The 18875-nt window shown below is 34.4% G+C and carries 17 protein-coding genes and 1 pseudogene; 6 read left to right on the plus strand and 12 right to left on the minus strand.

The genetic code is table 11. From position 1 onward, the window contains the following. Positions 1–201: 201 nt before the first annotated feature. The 3 genes from ACP3VS_RS20315 to ACP3VS_RS20325 are packed head-to-tail and all read left to right on the plus strand — an operon-like array spanning position 202 to position 3914. Complete coding sequence (locus ACP3VS_RS20315) at positions 202–1716, plus strand: spore germination protein (RefSeq protein ID WP_426389780.1); 1515 nt, start codon at positions 202–204, stop codon at positions 1714–1716. After that, complete coding sequence (locus tag ACP3VS_RS20320; RefSeq protein WP_197224033.1) at positions 1700–2803, plus strand: GerAB/ArcD/ProY family transporter; 1104 nt, start codon at positions 1700–1702, stop codon at positions 2801–2803. The genes ACP3VS_RS20315 and ACP3VS_RS20320 overlap by 17 nt, the downstream gene beginning before the upstream one ends. 4 nt (positions 2804–2807) lie before the next feature. Next, complete coding sequence (locus ACP3VS_RS20325) at positions 2808–3914, plus strand: Ger(x)C family spore germination protein (protein ID WP_197224034.1); 1107 nt, start codon at positions 2808–2810, stop codon at positions 3912–3914. A gap of 1122 nt (positions 3915–5036) precedes the next feature. On the opposite strand, the gene ACP3VS_RS20330 is transcribed toward ACP3VS_RS20325, so the two are convergent. Genes ACP3VS_RS20330 through ACP3VS_RS20375 form a run of 10 tightly spaced genes read right to left on the minus strand, consistent with a single transcriptional unit; the run spans position 5037 to position 14017 of the window. Further along, the gene (locus ACP3VS_RS20330; RefSeq protein WP_426389782.1) at positions 5037–5486 is read right to left on the minus strand and encodes a hydrogenase maturation protease; all 450 of its coding nucleotides are present in this window, start codon (positions 5484–5486) and stop codon (positions 5037–5039) included. Continuing rightward, the gene (locus ACP3VS_RS20335; RefSeq protein ID WP_197224036.1) at positions 5486–6892 is read right to left on the minus strand and encodes a nickel-dependent hydrogenase large subunit; all 1407 of its coding nucleotides are present in this window, start codon (positions 6890–6892) and stop codon (positions 5486–5488) included. Before ACP3VS_RS20335 ends, ACP3VS_RS20330 begins: the two co-directional genes overlap by 1 nt. Next, complete coding sequence (locus ACP3VS_RS20340; protein ID WP_197224037.1) at positions 6885–7790, minus strand: hydrogenase small subunit; 906 nt, start codon at positions 7788–7790, stop codon at positions 6885–6887. Before ACP3VS_RS20340 ends, ACP3VS_RS20335 begins: the two co-directional genes overlap by 8 nt. Further along, positions 7790–8317, minus strand: coding sequence for a cytochrome b5 domain-containing protein (locus tag ACP3VS_RS20345; RefSeq protein ID WP_197224038.1), 528 nt, complete (start codon positions 8315–8317; stop codon positions 7790–7792). The genes ACP3VS_RS20340 and ACP3VS_RS20345 overlap by 1 nt, the downstream gene beginning before the upstream one ends. 55 nt (positions 8318–8372) lie before the next feature. Next, positions 8373–9383, minus strand: a complete 1011-nt coding sequence (gene hypE, locus ACP3VS_RS20350) for a hydrogenase expression/formation protein HypE (RefSeq protein ID WP_197224039.1) — start codon at positions 9381–9383, stop codon at positions 8373–8375. A 1-nt stretch (position 9384) separates the two neighbouring features. Then, positions 9385–10491: a hydrogenase formation protein HypD gene (gene hypD, locus ACP3VS_RS20355; protein ID WP_197224040.1), complete on the minus strand. Its 1107-nt coding sequence runs from the start codon at positions 10489–10491 to the stop codon at positions 9385–9387. Beyond that, complete coding sequence (locus ACP3VS_RS20360; RefSeq protein ID WP_197224041.1) at positions 10466–10699, minus strand: HypC/HybG/HupF family hydrogenase formation chaperone; 234 nt, start codon at positions 10697–10699, stop codon at positions 10466–10468. The genes hypD and ACP3VS_RS20360 overlap by 26 nt, the downstream gene beginning before the upstream one ends. A gap of 15 nt (positions 10700–10714) precedes the next feature. Next, entirely contained in the window at positions 10715–13018 is a 2304-nt protein-coding gene (gene hypF / locus ACP3VS_RS20365) for a carbamoyltransferase HypF (protein WP_197224042.1), read from the minus strand. After that, the gene (hypB, locus tag ACP3VS_RS20370) at positions 13003–13662 is read right to left on the minus strand and encodes a hydrogenase nickel incorporation protein HypB (RefSeq protein WP_197224043.1); all 660 of its coding nucleotides are present in this window, start codon (positions 13660–13662) and stop codon (positions 13003–13005) included. The genes hypF and hypB overlap by 16 nt, the downstream gene beginning before the upstream one ends. 1 nt (position 13663) lies before the next feature. Further along, complete coding sequence (locus ACP3VS_RS20375; RefSeq protein WP_197224063.1) at positions 13664–14017, minus strand: hydrogenase maturation nickel metallochaperone HypA; 354 nt, start codon at positions 14015–14017, stop codon at positions 13664–13666. A gap of 477 nt (positions 14018–14494) precedes the next feature. Here ACP3VS_RS20375 and ACP3VS_RS20380 point away from each other — a divergent pair, with 477 nt between their 5' ends. Then, the gene (locus ACP3VS_RS20380; protein ID WP_197224044.1) at positions 14495–14839 is read left to right on the plus strand and encodes a hypothetical protein; all 345 of its coding nucleotides are present in this window, start codon (positions 14495–14497) and stop codon (positions 14837–14839) included. A gap of 804 nt (positions 14840–15643) precedes the next feature. Here ACP3VS_RS20380 and ACP3VS_RS20385 read toward each other — a convergent pair. Both ACP3VS_RS20385 and ACP3VS_RS20390 read right to left on the minus strand, forming a co-directional pair. Next, a complete protein-coding gene (locus ACP3VS_RS20385; RefSeq protein WP_426389785.1) occupies positions 15644–15871 on the minus strand; it encodes a hypothetical protein in 228 nt (75 codons plus the stop codon). Beyond that, positions 15868–16725 carry a LysR family transcriptional regulator gene (locus tag ACP3VS_RS20390; protein ID WP_197224046.1) on the minus strand — a complete coding sequence of 286 codons (858 nt, stop codon included), beginning with the start codon at positions 16723–16725 and terminating at the stop codon, positions 15868–15870. The genes ACP3VS_RS20385 and ACP3VS_RS20390 overlap by 4 nt, the downstream gene beginning before the upstream one ends. 119 nt (positions 16726–16844) lie before the next feature. On the opposite strand from ACP3VS_RS20390, the gene ACP3VS_RS20395 reads away from it, so the two are divergent. Together ACP3VS_RS20395 and ACP3VS_RS20400 are read left to right on the plus strand one after the other, a co-directional pair. Further along, entirely contained in the window at positions 16845–17723 is an 879-nt protein-coding gene (locus ACP3VS_RS20395) for a DMT family transporter (protein ID WP_426389787.1), read from the plus strand. Positions 17724–18252: 529 nt separating this feature from the next. Further along, positions 18253–18699 (plus strand): annotated as a pseudogene (locus tag ACP3VS_RS20400) (NAD(P)H-dependent oxidoreductase); the annotation flags it as partial. Positions 18700–18875 lie beyond the last annotated feature (176 nt).

The raw sequence follows: 18875 nt of genomic DNA on the forward strand, positions 1-18875 counted from the left end.
AAAATACAAGTTAAGTTTAAATTTAATTGTTGACGTAGTAATACAATTATCTTAATGAATACTTTTAACATAGATAAAACTTAAAAAGTTGTAGAAGCTTTTTAGATTAATCATTTATAATGCAGCTTACTTTATAAATGTATAAGAATGCTCTTATTGGGAAATCTTTATTTATACCCTACAGTAGAAGGTGTTTTATCAATGAGTAATGAAAATCAAGATACTAAAAAGATTCAGAATGAGAAAATGGGTTTAGATCAAGGAGTCATTTCCACTATCATACAGAAAGAAAAGTACATCCAAGATGGATTACATCACACAGATGATTTATTTATAAGAGAGTTAAAAATGAATGAAAAATTAATCAAAATCTTTTTTTTAGATTCTCTTACTGATAAAACAAGCTTGGAAACTAATATCATAAAACCGTTAATTGACTCAACTTTAAATGACCTTAAACATGTGATCACGAGCGCAAAGTTAGTGACGACAACAAACCTTGACATTGCAATTGAAATGATCCCCGAAGGCTATTGTGTCATCATGGAAGATTTATCAGATACCCTGTTGCTGGTTCCTTTTCCTAACGAGCATTCTGGTAGAATAGAACCAGAAAATGAAAGAATCATTAGAGGTTCACATCAAGGTTTTGGAGAAAATATTTCGGAAAACATTCAATTCATTCGTGAAAGGATCTCTAGTTCAAAACTTACGATTACACTTTCCACTATTGGTGAGACATCAAATTCCAAATATGCTTTGATCTATTTATATGATATAACAGATCCCGAAATCTTGAAAAAAATTGAAAATCGAATCAGTTATATCCAGACTGATTCTATTCAGGCACCAGGTGGATTTGAAGAATATATTCAAGACAATACTTATTCACCTTTTCCACAATTTCTAAATACTGAGCGAGTTGACCGTGTTGTGTCCAATCTGACGGAAGGAAGAGTCGCACTTATTATGGATGGTAGTCCAACAGCATTGATTTTTCCAGTCACATTTTTTAGTTTCTTTCAAACGGCTGAGGACTACAATTCCAGAACCACAATTAGCTCTTTTTTTAGAATGATTAGAATTTTTAGTTTCATCACAACGGTATGTCTCCCTGCTTTTTACATTGCTTTAATTTCTTTCAACTACGAAATTATTCCAATTGAAATTGTGTTTTCTATTAAGGGCTCTTTGGAGTTCGTCCCCTTCCCTCCCTTAATAGAGGCGGCAATTATGCAATTAACACTTGAGCTTCTTCGGGAAGCAGCCATCAGGCTACCTAACCCGATTGCACAAACTATAGGGATTGTAGGGGGACTCGTCATTGGAACGGCTGTTGTAGAAGCTAATTTCGTATCCAACACTATGGTCATTGTGGTGGCCATCACGGCAATTTCTTCATTTGTCATTCCATCAAATGAATTAAGTACTTCTAGTCGGATATTGGGATTTCCTCTCATGATAGGGGCAGCACTGTTTGGAGTGTTTGGAATTGTTATTGGCTTGACAATTATATTGATTCATATGTGTAAACTAAAATCATTAAGTCATCCGTATCTATACCCTTTGGCACCTTTTGATTTTTCTGCTTTAAAAGATACAATTATTAGAGGCCCTATATGGTCGATGAAGGTAAGACCGAAAGATCTGAACACCCAAAACCGCTGGAAGACGTCTCACGCAAGAGGATGGAAAAAAGATGAAAAGTCTGACTAATCTAACCACTTTGACTACCTTTCAGTTAACATTTTTAATTATGCAGGCACAAATTGGAGTAGGTATACTTGGTTTACCATCTGATGTTTTTTCTAAGTCAAAGCAAGACAGCTGGATGTCGGTCTTGGTTTCAGGGATTGTAATTCAAATTTTAATTCTAATGATTTGGGGTCTTGGAAGGAGATTTCCTTCTAAGTCACTGTTTCACTATTCTACCCAATTAGTTGGAAAAGTTGCGGGAAACAGCATAAACATTGTTTATATTATTTATGCGGTAATGGTCGCTAGCCTCGTATTGATGTACTCATCTGCCATCATTAAAATGTGGGTTTTACCTCTTACCCCCAGATGGATTGTGATAGTGCTTCTAACACTAACTGCTATTTATATAGGAAAAGGAACTGTGTCAGAAATCAGCAATTTTTTTGTTATGGTTTCCTCCCTCATCATCTTATTGATTATTATTTCCTTTATTGTTATGTTAACTTATCCAGCAGAGTGGAGGTTTTTATTTCCTATTGGGCATTCTGGATTTGGAAATATTCTTAAAGGGGCCAAGGAAGCTTACTTTTCAATGCTTGGATTTGAGTTATTACTCATTCTATACCCATACTTTCAACATATAGGAGAAAAAAAGATTTTATTCTCAGCATCTATAGCTAATCTTTGTGTAACATTGTTATACACCTTCCTAACAGTAGTCACAGTGGTGATTTTTAGTCCAGAGGAGTTGTTAAGTATCCCACAACCCGTATTATATTATGTAAAATCATTATATCTACAAATTGTTGAGAGGATTGATCTCTTGTTCATCTCTCTTTGGGTTATCAATGTCATTACTTCATTAACAAGCTACATTTTTTTAGCTACCGAAGGGTGTTCAATCACTTTTTCAAAAAAAAGACGCACAGTATTTATCTTCTTAATAGGTATCATAGCGAGTGGGGTCTCTATAATTCCTAATAAAGAGTCGGAAATTGATTTAATGAATAAAGCTGTCATTATAATGTCGTATGTCACGTTACTGATAATTCCTTTATTCTTATTTGGAATCTCTCTTTTATTCAGAAAGAGTGAAAGGGCTTAGGAGAATGATAAAAAAATGTATGATTTGGGTAATAATTGTAGTGAATGTATTTTGCTTAGCAGGGTGTTGGGATCAGAGACTTCTTAAAGAAGGAAGATTGGTATATGCCTCTGCATTTGATTTAGAACAAGATGAAAAAATTAAAACGACGGCCATTGTTCGCGATATGAAGAATGGGGTTCCGACTAATTTCATAATTCAAGGAGAAGGGAACACCATTCGCGAAACCAGAATAGATATGGACAATAAACTATCTGGCGATTTTGATCCGACTAAAAATCGTTTATTCTTATTGGGAGAGGAATTAGCTCAAAAAGACATTTATCAATTCTTAGACATCTTTTATCGTGATCCAAATAGCTCTGTCTCAGCTAATATCGTTGTTACAGAGGGAAATGCTGAAGATATATTGAAAAAGATGACACAAAAAAATACACTCATCGCAGAATTCATCATTGAATTGTTATCTAGTGCAGAGAAATCAACGCAAATTCCAAAACTTAATGTTCAATCCATTAGGACAAATATGTTTGATCCAGGGAAAGACTTTGCATTACCCTTAATTTCATTAAAGGATGACGAGGTGATTTTAGCTGGCACAGGATTATTTCATAAACACGAATTAGTGGGTTCTCTAACTTTGGAAGAGTCTACCTTATTTCTTATCATGTCTAATCAGAAAAAAAAGGTTGCTCGATTCGTTTCAGAAATCAGAGATGATAAGGAACTAAGAATTCAGAACTACATTTCGTATAACTTTAGCAAAGTAAATTCCAACTTAGCTGTCCTATCCGCCTCACCCGAAAATATTAAAGTAGAAATTAATGTGAAAGTAGATGTAAACATTTTAGAGTTTCCGGAGGATAAGTTATCCAATGAAGAAAAGATACAGCAACTCAATACTCTATTATCAAAGGACTTGACTGCTAAAGCAGAAAAATTAGTAAAAAAACTCCAAGCCTCCAATTCTGATCTATTCGGAATAGGGAGAGAATTGATTGCATATCACCCTAAAACATGGAAACAAATAAAGTGGGAGGAAAAATACCCTAATATAAATATTAGACCTAAGTTTGAAGTAGAAATCGTGGGACATGGAGTCATCAATTAATATGATTGTCCCACTGGCTCAGAATACACATTTAACGATTATAAAGATTAACTTAAAAAATTAGCCCCACAACGGAACCTATAAAATAGGCAGATTAACCGTTTTCCACCTTAAAAAGCTGTTAGTTGACTTCGGTACGTTGCCGAGGTCCTTTTTAATACACATTACATTGTTATATACCAGGTTTTTTAATAGTTTGTGCCCCAGCAGCATATAAGTAGGATCAAAATATTCATAATGAGATAATAAATACAAATGAGATTAATAACTAGTCTCTAAACCTTAAGACTCTTCATCCACAGGGATTGTGATCCCATTGGTTTTTGATGCATTCTAACCTTAAAAATTACACCCCGATGATAGCTAGAATCTAAAATTCAGGGTGTAGTTCATTTTGGGTTCAGTTTACTTTTTATTGGATGATCTATTAATGTTGTATCTGTACATTTTAACTCATAATCATTGAAACAGATTATCTATTTCATTGTTAACCTCTCTGGAAACCCAAATACATTAAAAGAGTCATACTTCTGGTTTACTCAATACAATCTCGGTGGTCAAATCATGTCTGATGAAGGCACTACACCAAGCTTACATTTATGGGGTGTTTTATGTCACATTTGACACAAGCTAGAAAAAATGTGATAAGAACACGGTAATCATCCATCAATCTCTGTTCTTTTGATTTCTCAACTTGTAAACAGCGTAATTCACATTCATTAATTAATACTAAGGGAATACGCTACGTTAATGATAATTGTATTGACCATGAATAAAGTAATTGATAGGGTGTGGAATAGTCACTTTTTAAATTTCGTTAAATATTCCACACTCTAGCGTTATTAATTGGTGGTGGTGAAAAATGTTGTTCGCTTTTTGGTCGACCAAAGTCGCCTTTTACACTTTAATAAATAACATTGAGACCACCATTAATAGAGTGGTCTCAATGTTATTTATTGATAGTGAACTATAAACGATATTAAAAAATGTCTTTTCCTCTTCGTCTTAAAAACTTTAATTAGCATTCCAAGTAATAGCCACCCTGTAAGTTGCTCTAATTACCGTGTGTTTCTTGACTGCTTCATTACTATAAATAAGTTCCCTTTTTTAAAAATAATCATGTCAGTTGATTAACTGTTTAATCACTTCTTTCACTTTTTCTTCTATTTTATTTCTTTTATTTTCTATGACTCTGCTTAATCCAAAGTTAAATGAAATTTTATATGGCTCAACCCCAATTAGAAAACCTTTGATTTGATTTCTCAATTGATACAATACTTGAAATAAATGAAGATTATGAATCGAAAAGTCGAATGATCGGGATACAACAAGATTATCTAGTGAATGAATTGTTACATCTCCTGGTTGCCCACCTATAATAGTACAATCTATTATAATAACAAAAGTCGCATGTTCAATTTGTTGAATACAATAGTCGATGTCTGACTCCCCAATAATATACTGGATATTTTGTACACTCTCATCTTTCATCAATTCTTCCACTAAATAAATACCAATCCCATCATCCATCATTAAACGATTCCCTATACCAAGTACGATAACTTTTTCCATCAGAACACCTGTATAGTTTTTACTTTTTTTCCGGGACTGTATACATGTGTTGCACATGACATGCACGGATCAAAAGAACGTAGTATTCTGCCAATCTCCACAGGTTCATCAGGATTGGCTATCGGTGTCCCAATTAATGCTTCTTCCGCTACCCCTCTATATCCATTTTCATCTCGAGTTGAAAAATCCCACGTAGATGGCGTTATAATTTGATAGAAGGAAATTTTCTGATTTTTAATCTCAAGCCAATGCCCTAACGCCCCTCTTGTAGTATCTACTAATCCTCTACCAGATGCTGATAAAGGGAGTTCATATTTTTGTTGCATTTCCACACCTGGAATAATCTGTTTGAGTAGTATTTTCATAATCTCTGCAATCTTCTTTGCTTCTATTGCTCTTGCAATTGTACGGTCCATCGCTGAAATACGATTTATATAATTTCCACTTAAAATTAGTCTTGCTAATGGACCTACTTCAAAAGGAAGACCATTGTATCGTGGTGCCTTTACCCAAGAATATGCCTCTTTTTTATCCATGTCTGGTTCTGGAACAACTTGATCTCGTTTGTCAGTGTTCACTGACAACTTATAATAAGAGTAATCTACTTTTTCTTCGATTTTATTTTCGTCAAACACTTCTAGGCCTTTTTTTGTTAATACAAGTGGATTCGTATAAAGTGTTCCTAGCTCTTTATAATCATGAAATGAACCATAAGATAGTAAGTTACTGTACCCTCCACCTAGTTTAAAATATTCGGGGTAATAATGAGCAATATCATAAACGTCAGGAATCATTTTATCGTCAATAAACTCAATAATTTTTTGTAATAGTGAATCAATGAGTACTACCTTCTCAGCTGTCGCTTTTGTGGTTATACCACCGATAAACACACCATGATTATGTGGCGCTTTCCCTCCTAATACCGCTAACATTTGATGAGCAGAACGACTGATAGCTAGTGAATCTAAATAATGCTGTGCAATCCGATCGTTGATAGCTTTTGCTAGTCGAAAATCGTTATGATCCGTTTCTAAGAGCGTATTTTGGTCCAATTTCACAAAATCAGGAACAGTATATTGATAAAAATGACGAATATGATTTTGTAAAAACTCACAGCAATGAATGATGTCCCGTAAATATCGCCCTTGTTCCACAGGTTCAATCTTCAGTGCATTTTCTAAAGCGAGTGAGGAAGCCATAGAATGTGCTGCAGAACAAATGCCACATATTCTTTGTGTAAAATAAACCGCATCAAATGGACTTCTGCCTACTAACATTTGTTCAAATCCTCGAAATAAGTTTCCTTTTGTTTTCGCATCCACAACTATATTGTTTTCAATCCGAACGTCAATTTCTAAAAAACCACTAATACGTGTTAAAGGATTTATGACAATTCTTTTATTCATCTTTTACCACTCTCGTTGTGTCATAGCTAATGAAAGGAGCCATCGCATCTGGAAAACCAAATTGCGCACACCCAATGCAAGGTGTATCATCCCCAATTGGCCAATTTACATGCCCGTTCCATTGCCTTGTCGGACAATCCGTTCTCGTCACTGGGCCACGGCAACCAAGTTTGAATAGACAGGTTTTATCGCTTAATTTATCTGCGAAAATTCCCCGGTCAAAAAACGGTCTTCTTGGGCAACGATCATGGATAAGCGTACTATAAAACATCAATGGACGGTTTAGGTTATCTGTATCTGGCTCGCCATACAATAAAAGATGCGCTAACGTCCCTAAAAACCAATCTGGATGCACAGGACAACCAGGTAACATGATTATTTTTTTATTTGTTAGAACTTTGTTTATGCCTACTGATTCAGATGGGTTTGGTTTTGCTGCCGACACCCCACCATGCGTAGCACATGCACCAACTGCTAAAATGTGCGATGCTTTTTCACCTAGCATTTTGACTGCCTCTAGTCCTGTTAACTGTTTTCCTTTCCAACTACCAATGATATTGTAAAGACCGTTATTTTTTAATGCTACTGCACCTTCAACGGCTAAAATGTAATCTCCTTCTAATGCGTTCATTAACTTTTCAATAGCTTTTTCCCCTTCAGAAACCATTAGTGAATTACTGTATAGAATATTGACCATTGATGTAAAGGTGTATTCAAAGTCTGGATTTTGACCGTTTAACAAAGAAATGATATTCCCTGAACAACCATTTAGTTCTAAATAAACAAGATTCTTTTTCTGAATCAGTCCATTGTTAATATTATTTAACGCATTTGACGTTAACCTTGCTGAAATGGCTCCATTACTTAAATCTTCTGGTGGTAAAATTGATATTGTCATTATACTAACCTCCCCACTTGCGGTAATGTGTCTAGAATTGATTGTTGACCAGCATGACATGAAGCAAATTCTTGTGAATATTCTTTACCTGCAAGTAAGCCAAAGTGGGTTGCAGCAGCCCACGCTCTGTTATTAGTAACATCATAAACAATTCCGTTTACAGCTAGATAGGCAGCCCTTCCATTTTTACCATCAAAGTTTGCTAATTCTTCGATGGTAAAAATGCGTCCGTTTATTTGGGAAATCGATTGATTTGGTTGAGGTGTTGTAATAGGTGGCACTTGAGTGTTTATAGGAGTATTGTTTACAGGAATTATTTGTGAATTACCATGTAGTGGCGGGTAACAATTTAAAGCTTGATTGGCAAGTAATTCACTAATCAAATGTATACTTGAAATTGTATCCCATAACCTTTGAAGAATTTGAGGTGTTATTGATGGATTAATTGTAGAGAGCGTAAAAATATCTTGTCGTACTTGCGAAACAAGACTGTTTAACTGCCATCTAAGCATCTCGATGTTTTGCATGTTATCCTCCTAATTAGAGAGATTACATACATTTTATGCTTCATTTTTATTTAGATTAACAAATTCTAGGTAAAAGTAATCCTGAAAGACGAAATAAACGTCTTGTAGAACCGATAGGTGTTTTTAATAACACTTTTCCTTCTTCTTTTTGACATTCTATAATTTGGCCAATCACTTTTGCATCTTTTCCTAATTCATGATTTAGTAGGATATCTAAAACGATATCTTTTTGATTTTTGTCCACAATCATCAATACTTTACCTTCATTCGCAAGATAGAGTGGATCAAAACCTAAAATATCACATGCGCCCTCTACCTCTTGCCGAACAGGAATTAAACTTTCTTCTAATTCAATTGTACAATGAAACTCTTCACATAGTTCGACAAGTGCAGTTAACATACCACCACGTGTAGGATCTCGCATTACACGAATCCCTTCCACTTTTTCTAAAAGATCCAGTATCAAATGATTTAATGAAGCACAGTCACTTTGAACATCTGTCATCAATCCCAATTCCTCACGTGCAGATACGATAGCAATTCCATGGTCTCCAACTGTTCCACTTACTATCACCGTGTCTCCCACTCTTATATCTTCTGGACGCAATTGATTTGTCTCTTTAACAAACCCAATACCAGTCGTGTTAATAAATAACCCATCAATACTTCCCTTTTCTACTACTTTCGTGTCACCAGCTATGATTGACACACCTGCATTTTTTGCTTCCTTGGCCATACTCTCAACTATGAGTTTTAATTGCCTTAATGGAAATCCTTCTTCAAGAATAAAACCTGTCGTAATAGCTTGAGGTGTCGCACCACTTACTGCTAAATCATTGACTGTTCCTGTAATAGCAAGCTTTCCAATATCTCCACCAGGGAAAAATAAAGGTTTCACAACGTAACTATCTGTTGTAACTGCTAATTTCGAAGAACTCCCTTTGATTATTGCAGCATCAAGTTGAGTGTGCTGAAGGTTTCCAAAAGACTTAATAAAAACATCTTTGATTAACCGATGAGTTAATTCTCCACCTTCTCCATGTGTTAAACTAATTCGTTGGACCAAATTACTCCTCCCTCATGTATTGGTAATGTGCTGCACACGTACCCTCTGTCGAAACCATACAAGGACCAATAGGAAATATTGGTGTACAACCTTTATTAAATAGTACACATTCCTCAGGAGTAATTACTCCTTGAATAATTTCACCACATCGGCATTTTGTTTTTCTCGGTTCACTAACAGATACATGAAACTTCTTCTTTGCATCATATTTCTCGTATTTATGTTTTAAAGTAAAACCACTGTTCTGAATTACCCCCATACCACGCCATGCTTCATCGTAGTAATCTAAATATTTTTCCATTAACTTTTTTGCGACGACATTCCCCTCATTTTTCACCATATATGGATAGTCATTAATAATTTCAATTTTTTCGTTTAATAATTGCTGTAAAAGTTTATATATCCCTCTTAACAATTCAACTGGTTCAAAACCAGTTATAACACCAGGAACATGATAATCTTCTACTAAAAAATCAAAACTATTTTTTCCTGTCACTACAGAAACATGGCCAGGTAATAAAAAACCATCTATATTAATTTCTTTAGAATTAAGTAGAGTCCTTAATACAGGCTCCACTAATTTTGTTGTCATCCAAATAGTATAATTTGTTAACCTTTTCTTTTCCGCTTCCTGAATAGCGGCTGTGAGAATAGGTATCGTCGTTTCAAAACCAATGCCTAAAAAAATGACTTCTCTAACTGGATTCTCCTCTGCAATTTTAATACTGTCTAGCGGCGAGTACACAACTCTTATATCCTTGCCTTCTGTTTTTGCATCCATTAAAGAAAACTTAGATCCAGGGATACGCATCATATCACCAAATGTGCAAAGTATGTGATTTGTATCTTTTGATAATTCAATCATGGTATCTATGGATTTTTGATCTGTTACACAAACTGGACATCCTGGACCTGCAATTAAACGAACATGGTTTTTCAGTGTCATTTTAATACCCGTTTTTGCAAAAGCCATAGTATGTGAACCACACACTTCCATGAATACCGGAATTCTACCTTTTTCTTCCTTATATCGCTCGGCTAGTTGAATGACCGCTTCTAATGATTTTCGTAGAATAATCGGATTAGATAGATTCGTCAGTTGCTCCATTCATTAAATTCCTCCATTCTTCCATACTCTCTTTTGCGAACTTCTCATCAACTATGGTCATGGCTTGTCCAGCATGTAACAAAACATAATCATTTAGTTGAACTTCTGGCACAAATATGATTCCAACAAACATCCTTGATCCCATTACATCCACCAGTGCCTTTTCATCTTGTATTTTTATTACTTTAGCAGGTACCCCTAAACACATCGTTTCAAGTCTCTCCTAACCATTTTTTTCTGTAATTTTATGAGCAGCAATCAAAAGTTGTCCGATAGCTAAGCCGCCATCATGACATGGAATCTTTTGATGTGTGTATACTTGAAACCCTTCCATGTGAAGCATATGGGTTATTTCGGTTAATAAATAGTTATTTTGGAAGGAACCACCTGAAAGGACTATATTTCTATTTAAGTGAGGAAATTTTTCAACAATTTTTGAGATCATTTTAACGCAACTTTCAACAATCGTTTGATGGAATTTATAGATGATTGGGATTAGAGGTTTTTGTTTTAATTTATCGATGACTATTTGATGTATCATAGCACTCATATCAAGTTCAAATTCCATTTGATCCTTTTCAATAATATGAAAAGGATATACCTTTGTTGTTCTATTAATTGTGTTATGAGTTATATAATCAGATAGCATGATTGCTGCTTCACCTTCATAAGTAGAACTTGTACAAATGCCCAGTATTGCACTAACTGCGTCAAATAAACGTCCGCAAGTTCCTGCCAACGTTGTATTTAACTGTTTTAAGATCATTTGTTCATAAACATGTATTTCATTTGATTTTTCAGGGAAAAGTTGCCTAGCAAATTTATTTCCTTCTTCTTTTATAGATGAAAGTATCATGCCAACTGCGTTTCGCCACGGTTCTTTTACTGCCTTTTCACCACCAGGTAAAGGTGTGTATTTTAAATGACCTAACCTGCTGATTTTTTTTGCATTTCCGTATAAAAATTCGAACCCCCATATATGACCGTCCTCACCGTAACCAGTGCCATCTAAAATAATACCGAAACACGGCTCATTGAGGTTATGTTCTGTCATACAAGATACGTGATGTGCGTGATGATGTTGGATTGGTATTATATTGTTTTCCAATTGTTTTGCCAGTATAGTTGTTGCGTATAAGGGATGCATATCAACAGCTATATATTTTTCATCAACCTCGTACCATTCTTTAAAACATTGAAGTTGTTTGTTAAAGCAGTTCATCATTTCCTCATTATCTAAATCACCAATTTGTGGGCTTAGTATGATATCCTTTTGTCTCCCAATGGCAAATGCATTTTTTTGATTGCCACCAAAAGCAATAATGTTTGAAACATTAATATTGGACTCTATTACCTCTGGTGCGAAACCTCTAGCATATCTCATCAATACAGGATTCTGTCCATTATGCTGTATAACTGAATCATCAATTGGATGTGCAATTTCACGATTATGCGTTAAGATATAATCGCAAAGTTGACTCAAACCCTCATAATCCGAATCTTTATAATAAATCGGAAGCCCGGAACTATTTGCACTTGTCATGATTAGACACTCTAATTCTTGATTTTCAAATAACAAATGGTGAATAGGTGTATAGGGTAACATAATTCCAATCTTCGTTAAGCCTGGGGCGATATTATTTGATAATAAATTTTCTTTATTTCTTTGTAATAAAACGATAGGCCTTTTAGAACTCGATAATAATTCTGCCTCATCAGATGATATATGACAAAACTTTCTTGCAACTTCTAGTGATTTTACCATCATAGCTAATGGTTTTTGTGGACGTTTTTTTCTATCCCTTATTAAATCGATTACTCTTTCTTGGGTGGCATCACAAACAAGATGATACCCACCTATTCCTTTAATGGAAATGATTTTTCCAAGTTTCAACAATTCTGCTGTTTTGGGTAAGGCACGTTGGTTATCCGCTAATAGCTCCCCTTTTTTATTAAGAAGCTTCAATGTCGGACCGCAATTTGGGCAACAAATTGGTTGTGCGTGGTACCGACGATCATTCGGATTATTATATTCATTTTGACAATCTGAACACATTGGAAATTTATTCATACTAGTATAAGGACGATCATATGGGAAATGATGTATTATCGTATAACGTGGACCGCATTGTGTACAATTAATAAATGGATATTGAAAACGACGATTTTGTGTATTCATCATTTCTTCATAACATACTTCACAAATTGCAGCGTCTGGAGTAATAGCGAGAGTCGTAGGCTGTTCCCCTTTTTCACTTTGAAGAATAGTGAAATCTTGATAATAGTTGTGTGGTATTTTTTGGATTTTTATATCTGTTATTTTAGATAGTTTTGGTGAATTTTTCTTTAATTCATGTATCATCTTGTATAGTCTTTCTTCTTCACCTTCAATAATAATCGATACGCTCCCTAGATTATTTTGTACACTTCCTTTTACATCGTACTTTTTAGAGAGATTATAAACAAAAGGACGAAAACCTACACCTTGTATTTTGCCTTTAACAACGACATTTAAGGCTTGATACATGTACGATACCCATCCTTGATCCAATTAATCCAATCATCCATACCTTCCCCTGTCTTTGCAGATAAAAATTTTAATTGAGCCTTGGGATTAATTTGTTCTAAATCTTTTTTTGCCTCTTCTAAGTTGAAAGCTACATATGGTAAAAGATCAATTTTATTAATAATCGTTAAATTTGTTCTGCGAAACATGACAGGATATTTTGGGATTTTATCATTACCTTCTGGTACGCTTAAAACGACAACTTTGTAATCCTGTCCTAAATCATAACCAGATGGACAAACTAAATTACCAATGTTCTCTATAAAAAGTATATCAATCGATTCAAAGTTGAATTCTGGGATAGTCTTGGCAATCATTCTTGCATCTAAATGGCAGCCACCTACAGTATTGATTTGAACTGTTTTGATCCCAAGAGACCGTAATCTTTCCGCATCTCGGTCTGTCGCTAAATCCCCTTCAATAACAGCGATGTTGAACTCATCCGAAAGTCTTTTAACCGTTTCTTCCAATAAGGTTGTTTTACCTGCACCGGGTGAACTCATTAAATTAATTACTAGTGTTTTATTCTTTTTAAACATATTTCGATTAAATGTTGCCTCTGTATTTAGATTGGTTAACACTTCTTCTTGAAGTTTTATTTTCAAACTAATCACTTCCTTCATAAAATTCGACTTGAAATTTTTCTCCTGAAATAATCAGACCATCAAGTAAATTACATTTTGGACAAAGGGCGATACGATAGTCGGGTTCAAACTTAAATAAACAGTTTTGGCATTGTGATATTGCCTTTTCACGGATAATTGTTAGTTGTGATTCTTCATTCAGAAGACCGGCTCTTTCTTTACATAAGAACAAAAATGCCAATTCTAACGCATCTGGCAACACATTAGATAAATCTCCAACAATCACTTGGATTTGTTTCACTTTTTGAAAACCTCTTAATTTAGCATCCTCTGAAACAAGCTGAATAATTTCGTACATTAATGACATTTCATGCATCAAATTGGTACCTTTCTTCAAACTACTATAAAAATTTTATGTTATATATTACTAAAAAGAACTTAAAATTTGAATTGAGAATTATTATTATTTATTTTTCAATTTGACAAACCAACCACATATGTTAGATTCTTCTAATCATTATCACGAGAGCACGCTAGATGGAAATAGTAAAACTATCTATTCACAGGAAAAGTAAGCGTGAAATTCGCAAGTTTAACTACTAATTTTCCTTGAGACTATTAAAGCCAAATGTCGAACTACTGGATATAAAAGATATAAGTTGTTAGGAGTCCACTGAAATTTCATCATCTATTTAGAGTAAACGTTTTCAAAAAGATTTAACTTTATTTCAAATCAACAATTTTTTCTGTTTTAAAAATAATGATTATTTTTTACATAAAAAATTTTAGTTAGGGTAAATTATGTTTGGATCGATCCAGAATTATTATGAAGAAGATAAAAGGAGGAATCAAGATGCCCAGCGATGTGAGGTTTTTAAGGCTTCAATGCCTGGAAACTGAAGATAATGGAAGAGATGAGATATACATGCATTACAACGGCAGACATATGTTTCCACAAGGCGGGGACACTATCGACATCGAAACTGGACAGACGTTGGACCTGAACATAGTTATGCCCATCGCCGGAGAGGCAACAGTGTCTCTCTTCGATGAGGACGACATTGATGAGGACGACCACCTTGGGACCATCGTTATAAGTGAGTCGGAATTAAATCAAGGAGTCCACTCCCAGACATTCAACGGAGACGATGCCAACTACATTTTGTTCTATGCAGTGGTGCCTGGGTTAATCGGATAGCCAATGCAGAAGACCACCATCGTGAAGTGACCCCTACCTCTAAAAGTTAGACATGGTTATTTCATTAGGCAGCTTGGGTAAGATGAGTTCGTTATTGCACTGGACTCATTCCCTAACTTCTAATGCTGTTGCCTTTTATCTTCTTTTCCATGAGGTATGTGGTTTCTTCGTAACAAATATATAATTCCTAAAAAGACTGGCCAAAGAATTACAATATATCCAATATAGTTACTAGCCATAATAAAGTTTTGTTTGAATTTCCTTTGAGAGTGGTAATTTTATAAGGCAAAAAATAATCACTGCAATATATATAAGTTTAAAATGAGTGGCCATAGCCCTCTTATGAGTTCATTAATATTTAGTTCCGGCCCCAAGTTGCCTGTCGAACATTATTAAAATATTGAAAGGTATTGTTTTTTAAATGGATTAGATCCGTCTTTAAAGATACCTTTTGTAATGACATTAGGGTGATTATATTTACGACATTCCTTTAAAAGATTCTTCATTTCATCACAATAGTCAGCGAATGTCCTTTTCTTTGATTGCTGTTCTATAGATTCGGCCAGAAAGATTGATCACTTACATCACCAACTAACTGCGTTTCAATGACTTCCTGTAATTCTGTACTGTGTTGAGTCATTTCATTTTTCAAGTCGTTTGTGAATGTATCCTTCTCCTGTTGTCGTTTTGATACTGTAGGTACATGTCTTCATTAGTTAAATTAGGGTTAAGTCCTTCATATGAAAAACCATGTTCTTCAGCAAGTTCTTTCACATATTTTTCAGCGCGCCAAAGCTGTTCACTTTAATAAGATTCGCGCCCTTTATAGCTTACAGCTGCATCTGCATGCCATTTTCCAGCATCACCGTACATGCTCAAATTAACTTTTTGTTTATTACCATATACTTCTTCCCTACTCTCCACAAAAGACAACACATCTGAAATGTCCACGGGTTCAAGTTCATACCCATAACGTTCTGTCATCCCTATAGAAATGCGCCCTTTCGTTGAACAACCTGGTTTTCCAGTCATCCCTGTACATGTTTTCTAACCATTTCAATAAACGCTTTGACCGCAGGAGACAACCATTTGTTCTTATGATACATCAAATAAGTAGCAATTTTACCACCGGTTTGATACTCCATCCCCGATAATTTTTTTTCACTAAGCTCATTTTCCACAGTAACGTATGGAAGCATGGATATTCCAAGTCCACTGATTATTGATTGTTTAATAGCCTCAATACTCCAGAATTCAATTGTCGATTTTGAAGGAATATTATATTCCTGAATATACTGTTCAAACAGAAAACGATAGCTGCACCCCTTCTCTGTGTAAAGTAAATTGCTACAAGTATTATTCCAATCAAAATCATTCGGATACAAAAACATCATCCGTTCATTCCAAAGTTTTTCTGTCAGTATGTCTACATCATTCAGTTCATTCCCCAATAAAAACGAGATATCTGCATTCCCAGTAATTAACTCTTCTTTAAAATTCATTGGATCTAAATGATGCCATTCAATATTTACATTTGGATATTTATCCTTAAATTCTTTAATTATCGGTGGAAAACGATAAATCAATAATGCTTCAGGTGCCGAAATAACAATATCTCCACCAACCTCTCCATTTACGCAAGTAACTTCTTTTATATCTTTATAAAGTTGAAGCATTTTATTGGCATAGGGTAATAGTTGTTTTCCGGTTTCTGTTAAAATGATTTGTTTACCGATTCTATCGAAAAGTGGTTGATCGAGTTCAATTTCAAGGGATTTAATATGTGAAGTGATCGTTGATTGTGCATATCCTAGTTTGTCTGCAGCTTTTGTAAATCCACCAGTTTCAACTATCGTTTTAAAAGTTTTCAAGTGGCGTATTTCCATTAACCAATTCCTCCTTTCAATCCATCAGAAAACATGATGGATATAATTCAAATTATCAATTTTATTAATTGAATGCAAATACTTATACTTGAAGTTATATTACATAAAGGCGGTGATGAATGATGAAAATAAATATAGTTGGGATATTTTATGCTTTTATTTGGGCGAGTGGAGCAATCGCAACAAAGATAGGTCTTTTTTCAGCCAGCCCATTGATTTTTGCTTCTGTACGATTGCTATGTGCAGGAATTATACTGTTTTTGTTCGTATATATCTTCAGAAACTATCGATATCCTAAAGGGTCGGAATGGGCAAATTTAATTATACTTGGTATTTTAAATACAACTCTTTATGTTGGCTGCTCGTTCCTATCCCTTGCATATGTGGATTCCACAATTTTTAATTTATTTATTACAATAAATCCATTTATTGTAGCTTTTCTTTCCTCCATTTTTCTTCATAGAAAGATCGGACAAAAAGAAATTCTAGGAATGGCCATTTCTGCATTTGGAATCATGATTGCTATTGTTCCCTATTTAGAATCATTGAATGCCACATTATTTGGGCTAATTACTCTGGGAGTAGGAGTATTATCCATGGGCATTGGAAGTGTGTTTTATAATAAAATACAACTGAATCTACCTCAAATTGTCGTTAATACCTGGCAAATTATTTTCGGCAGTTTAATAGCAATCCCCTTTGTTTTCTTATTAGAGCCGAATTTTTATATTCAGTTTGATCCATATTTTTTGAGCGGACTTTTTTGGCAGGTTGTTATGACTTCTATTATTGCCATGATCCTTTGGTTTTACCTGCTTAAATTTGATGCTGTTAGAGCGAATAATTTTTTATTTCTAACACCTATTTTCGGTTACATCTTATCGGCAATATTCTTAAATGAGATGCTTACTGTTTACCATTACGTGGGTGCTTTATTCGTTATTGCAGGTACATTCTTTAGCCAGCCAATGAAAAAACGACAACATGGAAATTCATAGCTTGTTCTAAATATCAAAAAAATTTTTAAAAAGTTGCATATCGAGTTATTTATTGAAGTGAATTATTCTTCAAAACCCAACAAAAATCTTGGCTACTTACTTCACTATTAAGCTATAACTGTTAAAAAGAAATTAATTTTATTTTTGCACATAAGTTTTTCGAGATAATAGCCCTATTACTGAAAAAGGCACAATTCCAATTCAAGAAGGAATCGCGCCCTATAATGGAATAACTAAATATGATTTCAATTATAAAACAAATTATTTCTCCCAAATTAATACAGCACGTTCTAAAACTGAATACTAATGACTTAATACACAATCTGTTCACATTACGTATGGTGACCTGAGCATGCAGCTATTCTACTTTATGGATAGTAGGTTTGCTGTTCCTCCTTATAGAAAAATTTTTTATGACTGATTTTTAACACTTACCTTTATGTAAGTACATGTAATAAAAGTGCGTACTTACATATTTTTAGCTTGGACTTTACAATAAAAATGAAATCAGCTTAAGGAGGAAAAAACAGTGAAAACTCTTGTTATCATAACACACCCAAGCTTAGAAACATCTGTTATTAATAAGCGATGGGTAGAAGAATTAAAAAAATATCCACAAAAATATACTGTGCACGAATTGTATAAGGTATATCCTGATGAGAACATAGATGTGGAAAAGGAACAAAAATTGATAGAAACTCACCAGAACCTTGTTTTCCAATTCCCTGTATATTGGTTCAACTGTCCTCCTCTCTTAAAAAAGTAGATGGATGATGTTTTCCTTTATGGATGGGCTTATGGTTTAAAAGGAGATAAATTAAAGAATCGTAAAGTTGCTTTAGGGGTATCTGCTGGAATCAAAAATGTGGATTATAGTGAAGTTGGAAGATACCATTATTCACTTGAACAAGTGTTGCGTCCGTTTGAGACGACAGCCATCTATTGTAAAGCAGATTATCGTTCGTTCTTTAAGTTTATAAAAACTTCTCAAAATAACTTAGTATTAAAAAATTAAGTTGAAACATATTATTTACGTTTCAAGTAACCTTAGAGATTTATTCTTTTTGGTTACTTTTTTATAGCAATAGGTAAAACTTTGAAGTTATCTCCATCTTTTCCCCTGCTCCACACCCAACGTGCAGCTTTCACCGC

Source organism: Lysinibacillus sp. VIII_CA, from assembly GCF_049943995.1.
Classification (GTDB): Bacteria; Bacillota; Bacilli; order Bacillales_A; family Planococcaceae; genus Lysinibacillus; species Lysinibacillus pinottii.